Source organism: Actinopolymorpha pittospori, assembly GCF_014873875.1.
Classification (GTDB): Bacteria; Actinomycetota; Actinomycetes; order Propionibacteriales; family Actinopolymorphaceae; genus Actinopolymorpha; species Actinopolymorpha pittospori.
This window is the reverse complement of the sequence record NZ_JADBEM010000001.1, coordinates 5,774,365-5,788,996: the sequence shown is the minus strand read 5'-3', so window position 1 is coordinate 5,788,996 and position 14,632 is coordinate 5,774,365. Positions and strand designations below refer to the sequence as shown.

Here is a 14,632-nt window from a genome sequence, read left to right as displayed (position 1 = left end):
GCGTCCGCGGTCGACCCGCGCGGTGCGGCTCCGGCATCCGTCCAGGGTGCCGGAGCCGCCCGCTCCGTCAGCGTGCGGAGCGGTTGACGGCGGAGATCACCGCCTTGAGCGACGCGCTCACGATGTTGGCGTCGATCCCGACGCCCCAGTGGACCTTGTCACCGATCTCGCACTCGACGTAGGCGGCGGCGGTGGCGTCGCCTCCCGCACTGAGCGCGTGCTCGGCGTAGTCGAGGACACGAACGTCGACATCCACCTCGCGAATCGCGTCGACGAACGCGGCGATCGGCCCGTTGCCCTTGCCGGACAGGGTGCGGCGTTCACCGTCCAGCACGACTCCGACGGTGACCTCGTCGGGCCCGTCCTCCGCCGAGGAGGTGTGCACGGACTGCAACGCCAGGCGGCCCCGCGCCCGGAGGTACTCCTCCTCGAACAGCTCCCAGATCTGCGCGGCGGGCACCTCACCACCCTCTTCGTCGGTGAGGTGCTGCACCAGCCGGCTGAACTCGATCTGCAGCCGGCGCGGGAGGTCCAGGTGGTGTTCGGCCTTCAGGACGTAGGCGACGCCGCCCTTGCCGGACTGAGAGTTGACCCGGATCACGGCTTCGTAGGAGCGGCCGACGTCCTTGGGGTCGATGGTGAGGTACGGAGCCTCCCACGGGAACTCGTCGACCGGCACGCCAGCCTTCGTCGCCTCGGTCTCCAGCGCCTCCAGGCCCTTCTTGATCGCGTCCTGGTGCGAGCCGGAGAACGCGGTGTAGACCAGGTCACCGGCGTAGGGGTGGCGTGGGTGCACCGGCAGCTGGTTGCAGTACTCCACGGTGCGGCGGATCTCGTCGATGTCGGAGAAGTCGATCTGCGGGTCGATTCCCTGGGAGAACAGGTTCATCCCCAGCGTGACGAGGCAGACGTTGCCGGTGCGCTCGCCGTTGCCGAACAGGCAGCCCTCGATCCGGTCGGCACCCGCCATGACGGCGAGCTCGGCGTCGGCGACCGCGGTGCCGCGGTCGTTGTGCGTGTGCACCGAAAGGCACACGTGCTCACGCCGGGACAGGTTTCGGCTCATCCACTCGATCTGGTCGGCGTAGACGTTCGGCGTGGAGCGCTCGATCGTGCAGGGGAAGTTCAGGATGATCTCGCGACCCGGTCCGGGCTGCCAGACGTCCATCACCGCCTCGGAGACCTCCAGCGCGAAGTCCAGCTCGGTGTCGACGAAGATCTCGGGGCTGTACTCGTAGCCGAACTCGGTGTCGCCGAGCAGCTGGTCGGAGTACTTCATCACCCACTCGGTGCCCTGGACACCGATCGCCTTGCACTCCTCGCGGTCGACGCCGAAGACGACGCGACGAAACAGCGGGGCAGTCGCGTTGTAGAGGTGGATGGTCGCGCGCTTCGCGCCGACCAGCGACTCGGCCGTACGCTCGATCAGTTCCTGACGCGCCTGGGTCAGCACGGAGATCGTCACGTCGTCGGGAACGAGGTCTTCCTCGATGATCGCGCGTACGAAGTCGAAGTCGGTCTGGCTGGCCGACGGGAAACCGACCTCGATCTCCTTGTAGCCCATCCTGACCAGCAGATCGAACATGCGCCGCTTGCGGGCCGGGCTCATCGGATCGATCAGGGCCTGGTTTCCGTCACGCAGATCGGTCGAGAGCCACCGCGGCGCCTCGGTGATGCGGGCGTTGGGCCAGGTGCGGTCGGGCAGGTCCACCGGCGGGAAGGCGCTGTAGCGGTGGAAGGGCATGCGGCTTGGCCGTTGGTGATTTGGCATCAGAATGGTCCTCGGTCTTCGCTGGCGCGTTCGATGGCAGTCGGCGTGGCCGGGACATCGAGCACCCCCGCGGCGAGGAGCCCGGCCTAGAGGGCCCCGCCGCGGCAGCGAAGGAGGAGACCTACGTACCGCATAGGTCGCTCAGCTTAACCAGGTCCGCCCGAACGTGTGCAAGCGCCCCCGTCGAAAGTCGGGAACTCCGCCACGGTTCCCCCGCGTCGACAGGCGTCGAGGTGGCTACGCGGCGCCGCCCGGTTCCGCCCGATCTGCCCGGCATGTGCCCGGCACGCCGGGAGCGAAATCCCGTTGCCGTGTGGACCTGCAGCCGTCACCCTGACGGGCATGAACCTCCAGCGCCTCGACCCCGACGACGACGCCGCGGTCACCGCGGCCATGGCACTCGGGGAGGCGGCCCGTGCCGCCGACACGCCCTACAACCCGCCCAGCCACCGGCGCTCCTTCGTCGGTCACCTGCGGTACGGCTGGGACGGAGAGCCCTCCACGGTGTGGCTGCTGTATCACCCCGACCGATCAGGCGAGGTGATCGGACGGCTCTCACTCGGCACCTCCGAGCGCGACAACCTGCACCTGACGGACCTCGGCATCACGGTCCACCCCGAACATCGCCGGCAGGGCATCGGGCGGGCACTGTTCGAGGAGGGCCTCGCGCGCGTGCGCGCGAGCGGTCGCCGCCTCATCGTCACCGGCACCGTCGAGGCGCCCGGACCGAGCGCCTTCGCCAAGGCGATGGGCTTCACCCGGGCGAGCATCGAGGTTCAGCGTCGCCAGGACCTCACGGCCGTCGACCACGCACACGTCGGCCAACTCCTCGAGCAGGCCCGCAAGGCGTCCACCGACTATTCGCTGCTGCGCTTCGTCGACGCCGTACCCGAGGAATACGTCGAGCAGATCGCCGCGATGACGGCCGCGATCAACGACGCGCCCACCGACGACCTCGACGTCGAGGACGAGGTGTTCACCGCCGAGCGGATCCGCGCCTTCGAGCACGCGTTCCGGGAGTCGGGCTCCACGCTGTACCGGCTGGTCGCACGACGCGAGTCCGACGGCGAGTTGGCCGGGCACACGATCGTCGGGGCGTCCCCGGAGCAGCCCGACTTTGCTTACCAGCTCGACACGGCGGTCCTGGGCGCACACCGCGGCCACCGGCTCGGGCTGCTGCTGAAGGCGGAGATGATGGCCTGGATCGCGCAGGCCGAGCCGGCGGTGCGCTGGGTCGACACCTGGAACGCCGAGTCCAACGCGCACATGATCTCGATCAACGAGGCGCTCGGCTACCAGATCGTGTCGCGCCACTTCGGCTGGCAGCGCGACGTCTAGGTCGTGTCCTTGGCCGCCAGCGTGGATGCGGGGCGCCGCACCGTCGGGAGCGGCGCACCCGCGCCGCCGGCGTGGATGCGGGGAGACGGACCCTAGAAGCCGAGCCGGCGAAGCTGCTTGGGGTCGCGCTGCCAGTCCTTGGCGACCTTGACCCGCAGGTCGAGGTAGATCGGCGTACCCAGGAGGGTCTCGATCTGCTTGCGGGCGGTCGTGCCGACCTCGACGAGACGTCGCCCCTTCGCGCCGATGACGATCGCCTTCTGGCTCGGGCGCTCGACGTAGAGGTGGGCGTAGACGTCGAGCAGGGGCCGGTCCTTAGGTCGGTCCTCGCGCAGCTTCATCTCCTCGACGAGGACCGCGACCGAGTGGGGAAGCTCGTCCCGGACTCCTTCGAGGACGGCCTCCCGGATGAGTTCCGCGACGAGTACCTCCTCCGGCTCGTCGGTCAGCTCTCCCTCGGGATACAGCGCCGGGCCCGGCGGAAGTTTCTCCACCAGCAGGTTGGACAGCAGGTCGATCTGGGTGCCGTCGACCGCGGAGACCGGGACGATGTCGTCCCACTCGACGCCGGTCTCCTTCGTCATCTCCTGGACGGCGATCAGGTGCTCGGTCATCCGCGCCCGGTCGACCAGGTCGGCCTTGGTGACGATCGCGACGGTCGGCCGCCGGCGTACCTTCGCGATCTCGTTCACGAGGAACCGGTCACCAGGTCCCACCCGTTCGTTCGCCGGCAGGCACACACCCACGGCGTCGACCTCGCTGAGCGTGCTCAGAACCAGCGCGTTCAACCGCTCGCCGAGCAGGGTGCGCGGTTTGTGGAGTCCCGGGGTGTCGACGAGGACCAGCTGGGCGTCCGGACGGGTGACGATCCCCCGGACGGTGTGGCGGGTGGTCTGGGGACGGGACGACGCGATCGCGACCTTCCGCCCGACCAGGGCGTTGGTCAGGGTCGACTTGCCGGTATTGGGGCGACCCACCAGGCAGGCGAACCCGCTGCGGAACTCCGTCGTAGCCTCGCTCATCCGGCCGATTCTTCCCTACCAGGTCATTCGTGGCCCCGGCGCGGGCCCGTCCTCGCGCTAGCCGGCCGTGAGGACGGAGCGGACTTCGCCGTCGGGTCCGGCGTGAAGGACCGGGACGGACGCTCCCGCGGCGTCAGCCACGGCCGCTAGGTCCTCCTCCGGCAGGGTCTCCCCCTCCCCGACCACGGCCGCCGCCTCCAGACCGTCAGCACCGCTGGAGACAGCCATCGCGACCGCCAGTCGTAGAGCGGAGAGTCGAAGCGACGGGAGGTTCACGGTCGCGGCGGTGTAGGTGCGTCCCATCGTGTCGCGGACGCCGGCGCCCTCAGTCGCTCCGGTCCGGGCCCTGGTCGAGCGCGCCAGGGTGATGATCTTGGCGTCTTCTGGGTCGAGTTCCTGGCTGGTCACCCCTGTGATCCTAGGGCGTGCGCCGGTGCATGCGGGGGCGAGGATCTGGCCGGAAGATACGCTCCGCCCAAAGGATGGGCTCGCCCCTGGACGTCCCGGGGCGCGTCCTGAACGATGAGCGAGAAGCCGGTCCGGCCGACCGGATCCGCCGAACAGGAGGGCCGCCACGATGGCCACAGCCATTGCCAGCGCCGTGATCGCCGCCGACGTCGTACAGGTCTGGGGAGTCGTCCGCGACTTCGGCAAGCTCGCCGACTGGCATCCCGGAATCGCGACCAGCGTGATCGAGGGTGGCCAGACCGGAGACACGGTGGGCTGCGTACGCGCACTCACCCTCACCGACGGCAGTGTCGTCCGGGAGCGGTTGCTGGACCTCGACGACCGCCGGTGCAGTTTCACCTACAACTTCGTGCAGAGTGAGTTCCCCGTCCGCAGGTACGAGTCGACGCTCACCCTCACCGCGGTCACCGACACCGGACACACGTTCGCGCAGTGGACGGCCGACTTCGACGCGGACGGTGACGTCGAGAAAAAGCTGACGGCGACGTTCGGGGAGGCCGTGTTCGGCACCGGCCTGCGCGCACTCCGCGACCGCTTCGCCTGACCACCACGACCCGCCCCACCCGAGCCCGCTCGCACGTCCCCGCCCGACCCGCCCTGGGTCGGGCGGACGTGTCGTTCGGTCAGGAGGTCTTCTCCTCCGCGCCGCGCTCGGCCTCCTCCCACTCGGGTTCGTCGACCCGGGTGACGAGGATGGTGGGGATACGGTTACGGCGACCGACGGGTCCCTCGGCCAGCAGCTGCAGGCCCTCCACGACGACCTTCGCGCCGGGGATCGGCACCTTGTCCAGATGCTTGGCCATCAGGCCACCCACGCTGTCGACATCCTCGTCGTCGAGGTCGAGGTTGAACAGCTCGCCCAACTCGTGGATCGGAAGCCGGGAGCTCACCCGGACCGCCCCGCTGCCCAGCCGCTCGACCGCGCGCGGAGCGACGTCGTACTCGTCGGTGATCTCGCCGACGATCTCCTCGAGGATGTCCTCGATGGTCACGAGTCCCGCCGTGCCGCCGTACTCGTCGAGCACGATCGCGAGGTGGGTGCGCTGCTGCTGCATCTCACGGAGCAGACCGTCGACCGGTTTGGAGTCGGGGACGAACGCAGGCGGTCGCATCACCTGTTCGACCCGCTCGGTGGTCTCGGCCTGGCGGTTGTCGTAGACCCGCTGGGTGACGTCCTTGAGGTAGGCCACACCCACGACGTCGTCGAGGTTCTCCCCGACGACGGGGATCCTGGAGAACCCGCTGCGCAGGGCGAGGGACATCAGCTGACGCAACGTCTTGTTGTGCTCGATGACCACGATGTCCGTACGCGGAACCATCACCTCGCGCACGATCGTGTCGCCGAGTTCGAACACCGAGTGGATCATCTGGCGTTCGCCGGACTCGATGACCCGGCTGGCCTCGGCGATGTCGACGAGTTCGCGAAGCTCCGCCTCCGTCGCGAACGGCCCCTCGCGGAAACCCTTGCCAGGTGTGAGGGCGTTTCCGAGCAGGATCAGCAGCTTCGGCAGCGGCCCGAGCACCCTGGTCAGCGCGGTCAGTGACGGCGCCGTCATCAGGGCGACCCGGTCGGGGTGCTGGCGCCCGACGGTGCGGGGCGCCACGCCGACCACGACGTACGACACCACGATCATGACGCCGGCGGTGGCGAGGATGGCGAGCCACGTCGGTCCGATGACGCCGAACAGGACGTCGGCCACCAGCACGGTCGCGGTGAGTTCGCAGGCCAGCCGGATCAGCAGGGCGGTGTTGAGGTAGGGGGCGCGGTCCTCGACGAGGGTGCGTACGCGCTCGGCCCCGTGCCGGCCGGCGGCGACGAGACCCTCCGCGCGGGACTTGGAGAACGCTGACAGTGCTGCCTCGGCGGAGGCGAGGAACCCGGCGATGAGGGCCAGGATCGCCGCCAACACGATCAGCAGCACGTCACCGGTCATCAGCTACCGCCCCTCGCGTAACGGCTGCCACTCCGAGAGGAGCCGGGCCTGCAGCCCGAACATCTCCTGGTGCTCCTCCGGCTCGGCATGGTCATAGCCCAGCAGGTGGAGGATCCCGTGCACGGCGAGCAACTGCAGCTCGTCCTCGGTGGAGTGCCCGGCCTCCTTCGCCTGTCGTTCGGCGACCTGGGGGCACAGGACCACGTCGCCGAGCAGGCCGCTCGGCGGCTCCTCGCCCTCGCGGCCGGGCCGGAGCTCGTCCATCGGAAAGGCGAGAACGTCGGTCGGGCCGGGCTCGTCCATCCAGCGCACGTGGTGCTCGGCCATCGTCTTCTCGTCGACGAGAACGACGGACAGCTCCGCCTGCGGATGGAGACGCATCCGGTCGAGCACGAAGCGGGCCAGCCGCGACAGCTCGCGCTCGTCTACCTCGACGCCGGACTCATTGGCGATATCGATGCTCATGGGCGATTCACAGGGTGCCTCGGAAACAGTGCGGACGGGACAAATGCGGAGAGTCTCTCGCATGCTCGCGACGCGGGGCCCTCCGCCGTGTCCTTAGTGGACGGGTGGAGGGACCGCGAGGTTTCCGACAGGCCCCGGTTTGTGACCAGATCGTTGATCAACATGGGATCCGGCAGCGGACGAACGAGCATGGTGGACTGCCCCAACTGTGCCAGTCGTCGCGCTGACCGCCGTCAGGGGCGTGCCGTTCCGGGGCGGCGGCCGACCTCGACCGGACGGTTGGAGTCTGCCTCCCGGCGCGCTTCGTACTCGTCGTAGGCGGCGACGATCCGACCGACCAGCTTGTGGCGTACGACGTCGTGGCTGTTGAGGGTGCTGAAGTAGACGTCGTCGATGCCACCGAGGATGTCGTGGACCACCTTCAGCCCCGACGACGTGCCACCTGGCAGGTCGATCTGGGTGACGTCGCCGGTCACGACCATCTTGGAGCCGAACCCGAGCCGGGTGAGGAACATCTTCATCTGCTCCGGCGAGGTGTTCTGTGCCTCGTCGAGGATGATGAACGCGTCGTTCAGCGTGCGACCACGCATGTAGGCGAGCGGCGCGACCTCGATCGTCCCCGCGGTCAGCAGCCGCGGGATGGAGTCGGGGTCGATCATGTCGTGCAGCGCGTCGTAGAGCGGCCGCAGGTAGGGGTCGATCTTCTCCGACAGGGTGCCCGGGAGGAATCCGAGCCGCTCACCGGCCTCGACCGCGGGTCGGGTCAGGATGATGCGGTTGACCTGCTTGGCCTGCAGCGCCTGCACCGCCTTCGCCATCGCGAGGTAGGTCTTGCCGGTGCCGGCGGGGCCGATGGAGAAGATCACCGTGTGCTGGTCGATGGCGTCGACGTAGCGCTTCTGACCGACCGTCTTCGGGCGAATCGTCCGACCACGGTTGGAGAGGATGTTGAGCGTGAGAACGTCGGTGGGGCGCTCGGAGTCGCGAGCCCTGAGCATCGCGACACTTCGCTCCACCGCGTCGGAGGTCAAGCCGTGGCCCGACCGGACGATCGCGACAAGCTCGTCGAAAAGCTGCTCGACGAGGACGCGCTCCTCCGGTGCGGCTGTGACGGTGATCTCGTTGCCCCGGACGTGGATCTCGGCGTCGAACTCCTTCTCCGCCACCCGGAGGAACTCATCGCGCGGACCAAGCAAGCTCACCATCGAGACGCTCGACGGAACGATGATCTTCGTCTGTGTAGGACTGGTCTTCGCCATGGGCGGCCTGTGGGGCCTTCTCCTTCTTTCTCCCTCGCTCAAACGTCGTTCATCGTAGCCCTCGCTGCCGAGAACCGGGACTGGTATTTCCGCCTTGGGCGTGATGTCGGTCCCGGACGACCCGGAGGGCGGGGGCTCAGCCGAGAGTGTCCGTGAGCCGGCGTCCAGCGAGAACGTGCAGATGGCAGTGATCGACCGCCTGCCCGGCCTCGGCGCCGTTGTTGACCACCACGCGGTAGCCCGTCTCGGTCACCCCCTCCTGAGCCGCGACCGCCGCGCACTCCTGGAGGAGCAGTCCGGCCGTCTCCGTGCCGTCGGCGACCAGGCCGTCGAGTCCGTCCCGGTGCTCCTTGGGGATCACCAGGACGTGGACCGGGGCCTGTGGTGCGACGTCCCGGAACGCCAGCGTCCGCTCCGTCTCCCGCACGACCTCGGCCGGGATCTCCCCGGCCACGATCCGGCAGAAGATGCACTGCTCGGTGTTCGCCATCTCCCCCTCACCAGTCTCCCGCGGCGTCCTCGGTCGCGGTGTCCTCAGCCGACCTCAGCCGTTGAACGCGTCCCGGATCCGGGAGAAGACGCCCCTGCGCTCGGAGGTGAACTGCCCACTGGCCTTCTCCTCCCCCCGCAGTCGAGCGAGTTCGGTGAGCAGCTCACGCTGCGCCGCGTCGAGCCGGCTGGGCGTCTCGACGACGACGTGGACGATGAGGTCACCGCGATGGGATCCGGACAGGTGCGGTACGCCGCGGCCGGAGATGACCAGCTCCTGGCCCGACTGGGTGCCAGGCTTGGCCTCGACCTCCACGGTGTCCTTGTCGAGCGTCTCCAGCGTGATCGTGGTGCCCAGCGCCGCCGCGGTCATCGGCAGCTTGACCGTGCAGTGCAGGTCGGAGGACTGTCGGCTCCACACCTCGTGTGGCTCGACCTGGATCTCGACGTACAGGTCGCCGGCGGGTCCGCCGCCCGGGCCGACCTCGCCCTGGCCGGAGAGCTGGATGCGGGTGCCGTCGTCGACACCGGCGGGAATCTTCACCGCGAGCGTACGACGGGAGAGCACCCGGCCCTCCCCCGCGCACTCCGGGCACGGGTTGGGGATGATCGTGCCGAAGCCCTGGCAGCGCGGGCACGGTCGGGTCGTCATGACCTGGCCGAGGAACGAACGCTGCACCGAGCTCACCTCGCCGCGGCCCTCACAGACCGGGCAGGTGGTCGGCGAGGTGCCTGGGGCGGCGCCGGCGCCGGCGCAGCTCTGGCAGACCACCGCGGTGTCGACGTTGATCTCCTTGACCGCGCCGAACACCGCTTCGGACAGCTGTACGGGCAGTCGCAGCAGTGCGTCCTGGCCGCGGCGGGTGCGCGACCTCGGCCCGCGGGAGCCGGACGAGCCGAAGAAGGCGTCCATGATGTCGGTGAAGGAGAAGCCCGGACCGAATCCCGCGCCCTGGCCGGCCGCCGCCATCGGGTCGCCACCGAGGTCGTACACCTCGCGCTTCTTCGGGTCGGAAAGGACCTCGTAGGCGCGGGTAACGTCCTTGAAGCGCTCGTGCGTCTCCGGATCGGGGTTGACGTCCGGATGCAGGGTCCGCGCCAGCCGACGGTAGGCCTTCTTGATCTCCTCCGCGGAGGCGTCGCGGCGGACGCCGAGGAGTTCGTAGTAGTCCTGGCTCATGCTCTGAGTGGCCTCTGACACTGACTCATTCCCTCGGATCATTCTCCTGCGAGGATCTGACTGACATAGCGGGCAACCGCGCGTACCGCGCCCATCGTGCCCGGATAGTCCATACGGGTTGGTCCGACGACACCCAGGTTGGCGACGGCTTCGTCCCCTGGACCATAGCCTGTCGCCACAACCGAGGCCGTGGACAGTTCGACGTAGGGATTCTCGTGGCCGATGCGGACGGTGAAGCCGGATGGTCCGGTCGCCTCCCCGATCAGGCGGAGCAGCACGACCTGCTCCTCCAGTGCCTCGAGCACCGGACGGAGTGAGGTGTGGAACTCCTGGCCGAACGGGATCAGGTTGGCGGTTCCACTCACCGCGATCCGACCCTCGGTGCGTTCGACGACCGTCTCGAGGAACGACGAGATGATCATGGCGACGACCGAGCGGTCCGTGGCCTCGAAGCTCGTGGGCAGGTCGACCACCAGCGACTGGACCTCGGACAGCTGTCGACCCGACACCGCGGCGTTGAGTCGGGCCCGGATGTCCCCCAGCAGGTCGTCGCCGACGTTGGTGCCGAGGTCGACGACGCGCTGTTCGACGCGTCCGGTGCTGGTGATGAGGACGAGGAGCAGCCGGGTGGGCGACAGGGTGACCAACTCGACATGGCGAACGGCCGACCGGGACAGCGTTGGGTACTGCACCACCGCCACCTGCCGGGTCAGCTGTGCCAGCAGCCGGACAGTGCGGTGGACGACATCGTCCAGGTCGACGGCGCCTTCGAGGAACGCCGAGATCGCCCGACGCTCGGCCACCGTCATCGGCTTGATGGTGGTCAGCCGGTCGACGAAGAGGCGGTAGCCCTTGTCGGTGGGGATCCGTCCCGCGCTCGTGTGCGGCTGCGCGATGTAGCCCTCCTCTTCGAGGGCCGCCATGTCGTTTCGCACCGTTGCCGAGGAAACACCCAGGTTGTGCCGGTCCACCAGGGCCTTCGAGCCGACCGGCTCCTCGGTGTGAACGTAGTCCTCGACGATCGCGCGGAGGACTGCCAACTTTCGTTCGTCGAGCATGGCTCGTTCCTCCCTCGCTGATGTACCCCACGTCACGCGACCGTGAGCTCACCAGCACGCTCAGTGAGCCCACAAGAGGCGAGCAAAGATCATGACCTGGCACTCGCCGACTTCGAGTGCCAGTCTACGGCGAGAGCGGCCTGATGCGCTCGGTGCGGGAATGCGATGCTGTGGACGTGGATGTCCAGACGACCGGTTGGTCTGAGGTTGGGCCGGGCTGTTTCGCCCGGCGGTACGCGTCGTTCGACCTCACCGTGGGGGTTGTCGTGGGCGCCGACGGCCTGCTCGTCGTCGACACCCGAGGCAGTCTGCGCGAGGCCGACGAACTCCTCGCGGATCTCGGGGCTCTGTCGAAGGCGCCGGTCCGTTGGGTCGTCGACACCCACTGGCACTTCGACCACAGCTTCGGGAACGCCCGCTTCGACCAGGCGACCGTCTACGGGCACGAGACGGTGCCCGCCATGCTGGCCGAGCACGGCGACAAGGTCCGCGCCGAACTCGCGCGCCGGTCCCCGGAGTGGGCCCGCGACATGGCCGAGCTCGTGATCGTTCCGCCTTCACGTACCTTCGCCTCGGTCGCGGTGGTCGATCTCGGCGACCGGCTCGTGGAGCTGGTCCATCCCGGGCGCGGCCACACCCCGGGCGACGTGGTGGTCCGCGTCCCGGACGCGGACGTCGTGTACGCGGGCGACCTGGTGGAAAAGTCCGGCCCGCCGGCGTACGGCGACGACTCCTTCCCCCTGGAATGGCCGAGCACCCTCGAGGTGATGTCCGGTCTGGTGGCACCGCGGACCACGGTCGTACCCGGCCACGGCGCGGTCGTCGACCAGGACTTCGTCGCCCGGATGCACGGCGAGGTCAGGGAGGTGGCCGACACCATCCGGCGGCTCGCGGGCGAGGGCGTGTCGGTGGAGGACGCACTGGCCGAGGACGACTGGCCGTACCCGAAGGAAGCACTGGTCGAGGCCATCCGCCGTGGGTACCAGCACCTGCGCGAATCCGGCGAACTCCGCGACGCGCCGGCGACCCCGGGCACCGGACGGACCTCGCTCCCCCTCATTCCGCCGCAGTAACCGCGCCACCAGTACGGCGCCTTCCCGCATCGCGGGATGCCCATTTGGGGCGCTATCCACAGGAAGCCGGCCTGTGGATCTAGATCGTCTCGGAACGTGGCAATCCGGTTACGCTTCCGGGCACCATGACAGCCATGACCCACACGCCACACCTCGGCCGCGTCGCACTCGCCCTCGCGGCCGCCGGAGTGTTGACGCTCGCCGGATGCGCCAACACTCCCGAACCCCCTGACGTCGTCGCCGACACCACGCCGCCGAGCACGTCCGCGCCCGCGACGCCGTCGGCCACCCCGTCCCCCACGCCCACGGTCACACCCACCGAGGATCTCGAAGCCCAACTGCTCGCCGCGACACAGACGTTCTACGCGACCCTGAACAACGCGTACAAGACCTTGGACACACAGCCACTCCGCGACTCCACGCCAGCGTTGTGCGAAGCCTGCCAGCGCTACATCGAAAGCATTGAATCCACCAAGGCCGACGGCAATCATTACACCGGCGTCGGCGAATACGTTGTCAGAAACTTCAAACTTGTCACCGACGGAGTCCAGGAAGAATCAAAAGCAAGCGCTACCTACGACCTCACCTACACGGGATTCAAAGAGATCGACAAGACCAACAAGATTGTCCGAAACATCGGCTCCCAAACCTGGGGCACCCAGGCGCTTCTTCAACGGGACGGGGATAAATGGCTATTCGTCGAAGAGTTGGACTTGGAATAAACTATTCAAAATCAACTGCCGGTCTGATCGGACTCTCAATTATCGGACTACTGCTCTCGATCAGCCCGGGTCTTGCATACGCCGAAGTGACCGATGAGACCACCCAGCAGGCCAGGTGCGACCCGAGATGCCCGAAGGAGCCTCCCAAGGCACCAAGAGGTGAGGGCGAACGTTTTACCGGTCCAGCCATCTTCTCGAGAAACGGCCGGCTCCTGCAAGCCTCGAGCGGAAGTGGCAACAGCGCGATCCAGTGGTACTTGAGGAGAGCGTGCGCGATGGGCGGGCGACAAATCTGTCGCCGCGTGGCGACCTGTAACCCAGGACCTCCGGCTGGCGCGAGCGACGGGCACCTGTTTGACGCCTTCACCCGGGAATCCTCCGGCCCATGGGTACCGGCTGGATCCATATGTCTTGGCCCAAACGAGTCGGAGCCGTTGACCGTGGACGACGTTGGCCGTGAGATTCAGCGGCAGTGGATCGCATACGTACCCGAGCAAAGACCTTCGATGCAGCCGCCCGACGGACGCGCACTGGTCAATCTTCCGACTATTTTCGACTCTGGTCAGCCCGCGGAGATGCCCAGCACCGCTGTCCCCGTCTTCAACTTCACGGTCGCCGTGACGGCCAGGGGCGAGTGGACCTGGACCTTCGCGCCGGGTGTCACCGAGAGCTTCGACATTCCTGGAAGCACGTATCCGGACGACGAGGTTTCCCACACCTACACCGAGGTGGACCATCAGACCGTCATCCTGAACACCCGCTGGTGGGGTTCGTTCACGGTCGGCGAGGAGGGTCCTTGGGACATCCCGACACCCGCCACCCAGGGTCCGTACGAGCTCCCCGTCGAGGTCGTCGAAGCCACCTCGGCACTCAGCGGGTGAGGCTCTGCTCGGCCGAACTTGCTCGGCCTTGTCGACACGCCGGGCCGAGGTGGCCGTATCGCCGAGCGAGGAAGATCAGCCGCTACGCTCCGGGACCATGGCGGGATCCCATGATCGCTACGAGCAGGATGTACTCAAGACCGACTGGCGCGCACCCAAGCGTGGCCGTTCCGTGGACGTCGACGCCGAGCCTGACATGGTCCTCGAAGACGCCACCACCGGCTTCTGCGGGGCGATCGTCGCCATCGAACGAGACCTGGTGATCCTCGAGGATCGACGCGGCGCGCGTCGAAGCTACCCGTACGGCCCCGGCTTCCTGCTGGAGGGCAAGCCGGTGGCGGTCCGCCGACCCAAGGTCAGCGTCGCCACGGGCCCAGCCCGAACGGCCTCCGGCTCGATCGCCGTTCGAAACTCCCGCGCCCGGGTCGCCCGGGCCAGCCGGATCTACGTCGAGGGTCGCCACGACGCCGAACTCATCGAGAAGGTCTGGGGCGACGACCTACGCATCGAAGGCGTCGCCGTCGAGTACCTCTCCGGGGTGGACGACCTGGCAGCGGTCGTGGCGGAGTTCCGCCCCGACGCCAACCGCCGGCTCGGCGTTCTCGTCGACCACCTCGTCACCGGCAGCAAGGAGAGCCGCATCGCGGCCGAGGTCGCCCGCGGACCCTACGGCGGCCTCGTCCTGGTCGTCGGCCACCCCTACATCGACATCTGGCAGGCAGTACGGCCCGAACGCGTGGGGCTCGAGGAGTGGCCCGACATCCCACGCGAAACGTCGTGGAAGCACGGCATCTGCGCGGCGCTTGGCTGGCCACACGCCGATCAGGCTGACATCGCGCAGGCGTGGCGGCGCATCCTCGGAGTCGTACGCGACTACCGCGACCTCGAACCCACACTGCTGGGCAGAGTCGAGCAGCTGATCGACTTCGTGACCGCCGAGGGAGACTCGCCCGGAGCGTCCTGAAGGTCCGT

Annotated in this window: 15 protein-coding genes; 6 read left to right on the top strand and 9 right to left on the bottom strand. The window is 68.2% G+C overall.

The genetic code is table 11. The annotated features are described in order from the left end of the window. Nucleotides 1–67 precede the first annotated feature (67 nt). Nucleotides 68–1,771 (bottom strand): 2-isopropylmalate synthase, encoded by a 1,704-nt coding sequence (gene leuA, locus HEB94_RS27060; RefSeq protein ID WP_192752506.1) that lies wholly within the window; start codon nt 1,769–1,771, stop codon nt 68–70. A 342-nt stretch (nt 1,772–2,113) separates the two neighbouring features. On the opposite strand from leuA, the gene HEB94_RS27055 reads away from it, so the two are divergent. Next, complete coding sequence (locus tag HEB94_RS27055; protein ID WP_192752505.1) at nt 2,114–3,109, top strand: GNAT family N-acetyltransferase; 996 nt, start codon at nt 2,114–2,116, stop codon at nt 3,107–3,109. 92 nt (nt 3,110–3,201) lie between these two features. Here the strand turns inward: HEB94_RS27055 and era are convergent, their stop codons facing one another. Together era and HEB94_RS27045 are read right to left on the bottom strand one after the other, a co-directional pair. Next, nucleotides 3,202–4,131 (bottom strand): GTPase Era, encoded by a 930-nt coding sequence (gene era, locus HEB94_RS27050; protein WP_192752504.1) that lies wholly within the window; start codon nt 4,129–4,131, stop codon nt 3,202–3,204. 57 nt (nt 4,132–4,188) lie between these two features. Further along, entirely contained in the window at nt 4,189–4,539 is a 351-nt protein-coding gene (locus HEB94_RS27045; RefSeq protein ID WP_337918018.1) for a cytidine deaminase, read from the bottom strand. Between the two features lie 169 nt (nt 4,540–4,708). Here HEB94_RS27045 and HEB94_RS27040 point away from each other — a divergent pair, with 169 nt between their 5' ends. Further along, a complete protein-coding gene (locus HEB94_RS27040; protein WP_192752503.1) occupies nt 4,709–5,143 on the top strand; it encodes an SRPBCC family protein in 435 nt (144 codons plus the stop codon). Between the two features lie 79 nt (nt 5,144–5,222). On the opposite strand, the gene HEB94_RS27035 is transcribed toward HEB94_RS27040, so the two are convergent. The 6 genes from HEB94_RS27035 to hrcA all read right to left on the bottom strand — a co-directional run bounded on the left by HEB94_RS27035 (nt 5,223) and on the right by hrcA (nt 10,984). Further along, nucleotides 5,223–6,533, bottom strand: coding sequence for a hemolysin family protein (locus tag HEB94_RS27035; RefSeq protein WP_192752502.1), 1,311 nt, complete (start codon nt 6,531–6,533; stop codon nt 5,223–5,225). Nucleotides 6,534–6,536: 3 nt separating this feature from the next. Further along, nucleotides 6,537–6,998, bottom strand: a complete 462-nt coding sequence (gene ybeY, locus HEB94_RS27030; protein ID WP_192752501.1) for an rRNA maturation RNase YbeY — start codon at nt 6,996–6,998, stop codon at nt 6,537–6,539. Between the two features lie 233 nt (nt 6,999–7,231). Continuing rightward, entirely contained in the window at nt 7,232–8,257 is a 1,026-nt protein-coding gene (locus HEB94_RS27025) for a PhoH family protein (RefSeq protein ID WP_192752500.1), read from the bottom strand. A gap of 136 nt (nt 8,258–8,393) precedes the next feature. Continuing rightward, the gene (locus HEB94_RS27020; protein WP_192752499.1) at nt 8,394–8,747 is read right to left on the bottom strand and encodes a histidine triad nucleotide-binding protein; all 354 of its coding nucleotides are present in this window, start codon (nt 8,745–8,747) and stop codon (nt 8,394–8,396) included. Nucleotides 8,748–8,801: 54 nt separating this feature from the next. Then, nucleotides 8,802–9,926: a molecular chaperone DnaJ gene (gene dnaJ / locus HEB94_RS27015; RefSeq protein ID WP_192756691.1), complete on the bottom strand. Its 1,125-nt coding sequence runs from the start codon at nt 9,924–9,926 to the stop codon at nt 8,802–8,804. A gap of 38 nt (nt 9,927–9,964) precedes the next feature. Continuing rightward, nucleotides 9,965–10,984, bottom strand: coding sequence for a heat-inducible transcriptional repressor HrcA (hrcA, locus tag HEB94_RS27010; protein WP_192752498.1), 1,020 nt, complete (start codon nt 10,982–10,984; stop codon nt 9,965–9,967). 176 nt (nt 10,985–11,160) lie between these two features. On the opposite strand from hrcA, the gene HEB94_RS27005 reads away from it, so the two are divergent. From HEB94_RS27005 to HEB94_RS26990, 4 genes are all read left to right on the top strand, one after another. Continuing rightward, a complete protein-coding gene (locus tag HEB94_RS27005; protein WP_192752497.1) occupies nt 11,161–12,057 on the top strand; it encodes an MBL fold metallo-hydrolase in 897 nt (298 codons plus the stop codon). A gap of 134 nt (nt 12,058–12,191) precedes the next feature. Continuing rightward, nucleotides 12,192–12,779 carry a DUF6318 family protein gene (locus HEB94_RS27000; RefSeq protein ID WP_192752496.1) on the top strand — a complete coding sequence of 196 codons (588 nt, stop codon included), beginning with the start codon at nt 12,192–12,194 and terminating at the stop codon, nt 12,777–12,779. A 575-nt stretch (nt 12,780–13,354) separates the two neighbouring features. Next, on the top strand, nt 13,355–13,660 hold the full coding sequence (locus tag HEB94_RS26995; protein ID WP_192752495.1) for a hypothetical protein: 306 nt from the start codon (nt 13,355–13,357) through the stop codon (nt 13,658–13,660). Nucleotides 13,661–13,757: 97 nt separating this feature from the next. Then, nucleotides 13,758–14,624, top strand: coding sequence for a DUF3097 domain-containing protein (locus HEB94_RS26990; protein ID WP_192752494.1), 867 nt, complete (start codon nt 13,758–13,760; stop codon nt 14,622–14,624). Nucleotides 14,625–14,632: the final 8 nt, after the last annotated feature.

Coding starts and splice junctions, on each gene's coding strand:
- HEB94_RS27040 (WP_192752503.1), top strand. CDS start 4,709: ATGGCCACAGCCATTGCCAGCGCCGTGATCGCCGCCGACGTCGTACAG.
- HEB94_RS27055 (WP_192752505.1), top strand. CDS start 2,114: ATGAACCTCCAGCGCCTCGACCCCGACGACGACGCCGCGGTCACCGCG.
- HEB94_RS26995 (WP_192752495.1), top strand. CDS start 13,355: ATGCCCAGCACCGCTGTCCCCGTCTTCAACTTCACGGTCGCCGTGACG.
- HEB94_RS27000 (WP_192752496.1), top strand. CDS start 12,192: ATGACCCACACGCCACACCTCGGCCGCGTCGCACTCGCCCTCGCGGCC.
- ybeY (WP_192752501.1), bottom strand. CDS start 6,998: ATGAGCATCGATATCGCCAATGAGTCCGGCGTCGAGGTAGACGAGCGC.
- dnaJ (WP_192756691.1), bottom strand. CDS start 9,926: ATGAGCCAGGACTACTACGAACTCCTCGGCGTCCGCCGCGACGCCTCC.
- era (WP_192752504.1), bottom strand. CDS start 4,131: ATGAGCGAGGCTACGACGGAGTTCCGCAGCGGGTTCGCCTGCCTGGTG.
- HEB94_RS27020 (WP_192752499.1), bottom strand. CDS start 8,747: ATGGCGAACACCGAGCAGTGCATCTTCTGCCGGATCGTGGCCGGGGAG.
- leuA (WP_192752506.1), bottom strand. CDS start 1,771: ATGCCAAATCACCAACGGCCAAGCCGCATGCCCTTCCACCGCTACAGC.
- HEB94_RS27035 (WP_192752502.1), bottom strand. CDS start 6,533: ATGACCGGTGACGTGCTGCTGATCGTGTTGGCGGCGATCCTGGCCCTC.
- HEB94_RS26990 (WP_192752494.1), top strand. CDS start 13,758: ATGGCGGGATCCCATGATCGCTACGAGCAGGATGTACTCAAGACCGAC.
- hrcA (WP_192752498.1), bottom strand. CDS start 10,984: ATGCTCGACGAACGAAAGTTGGCAGTCCTCCGCGCGATCGTCGAGGAC.
- HEB94_RS27025 (WP_192752500.1), bottom strand. CDS start 8,257: ATGGCGAAGACCAGTCCTACACAGACGAAGATCATCGTTCCGTCGAGC.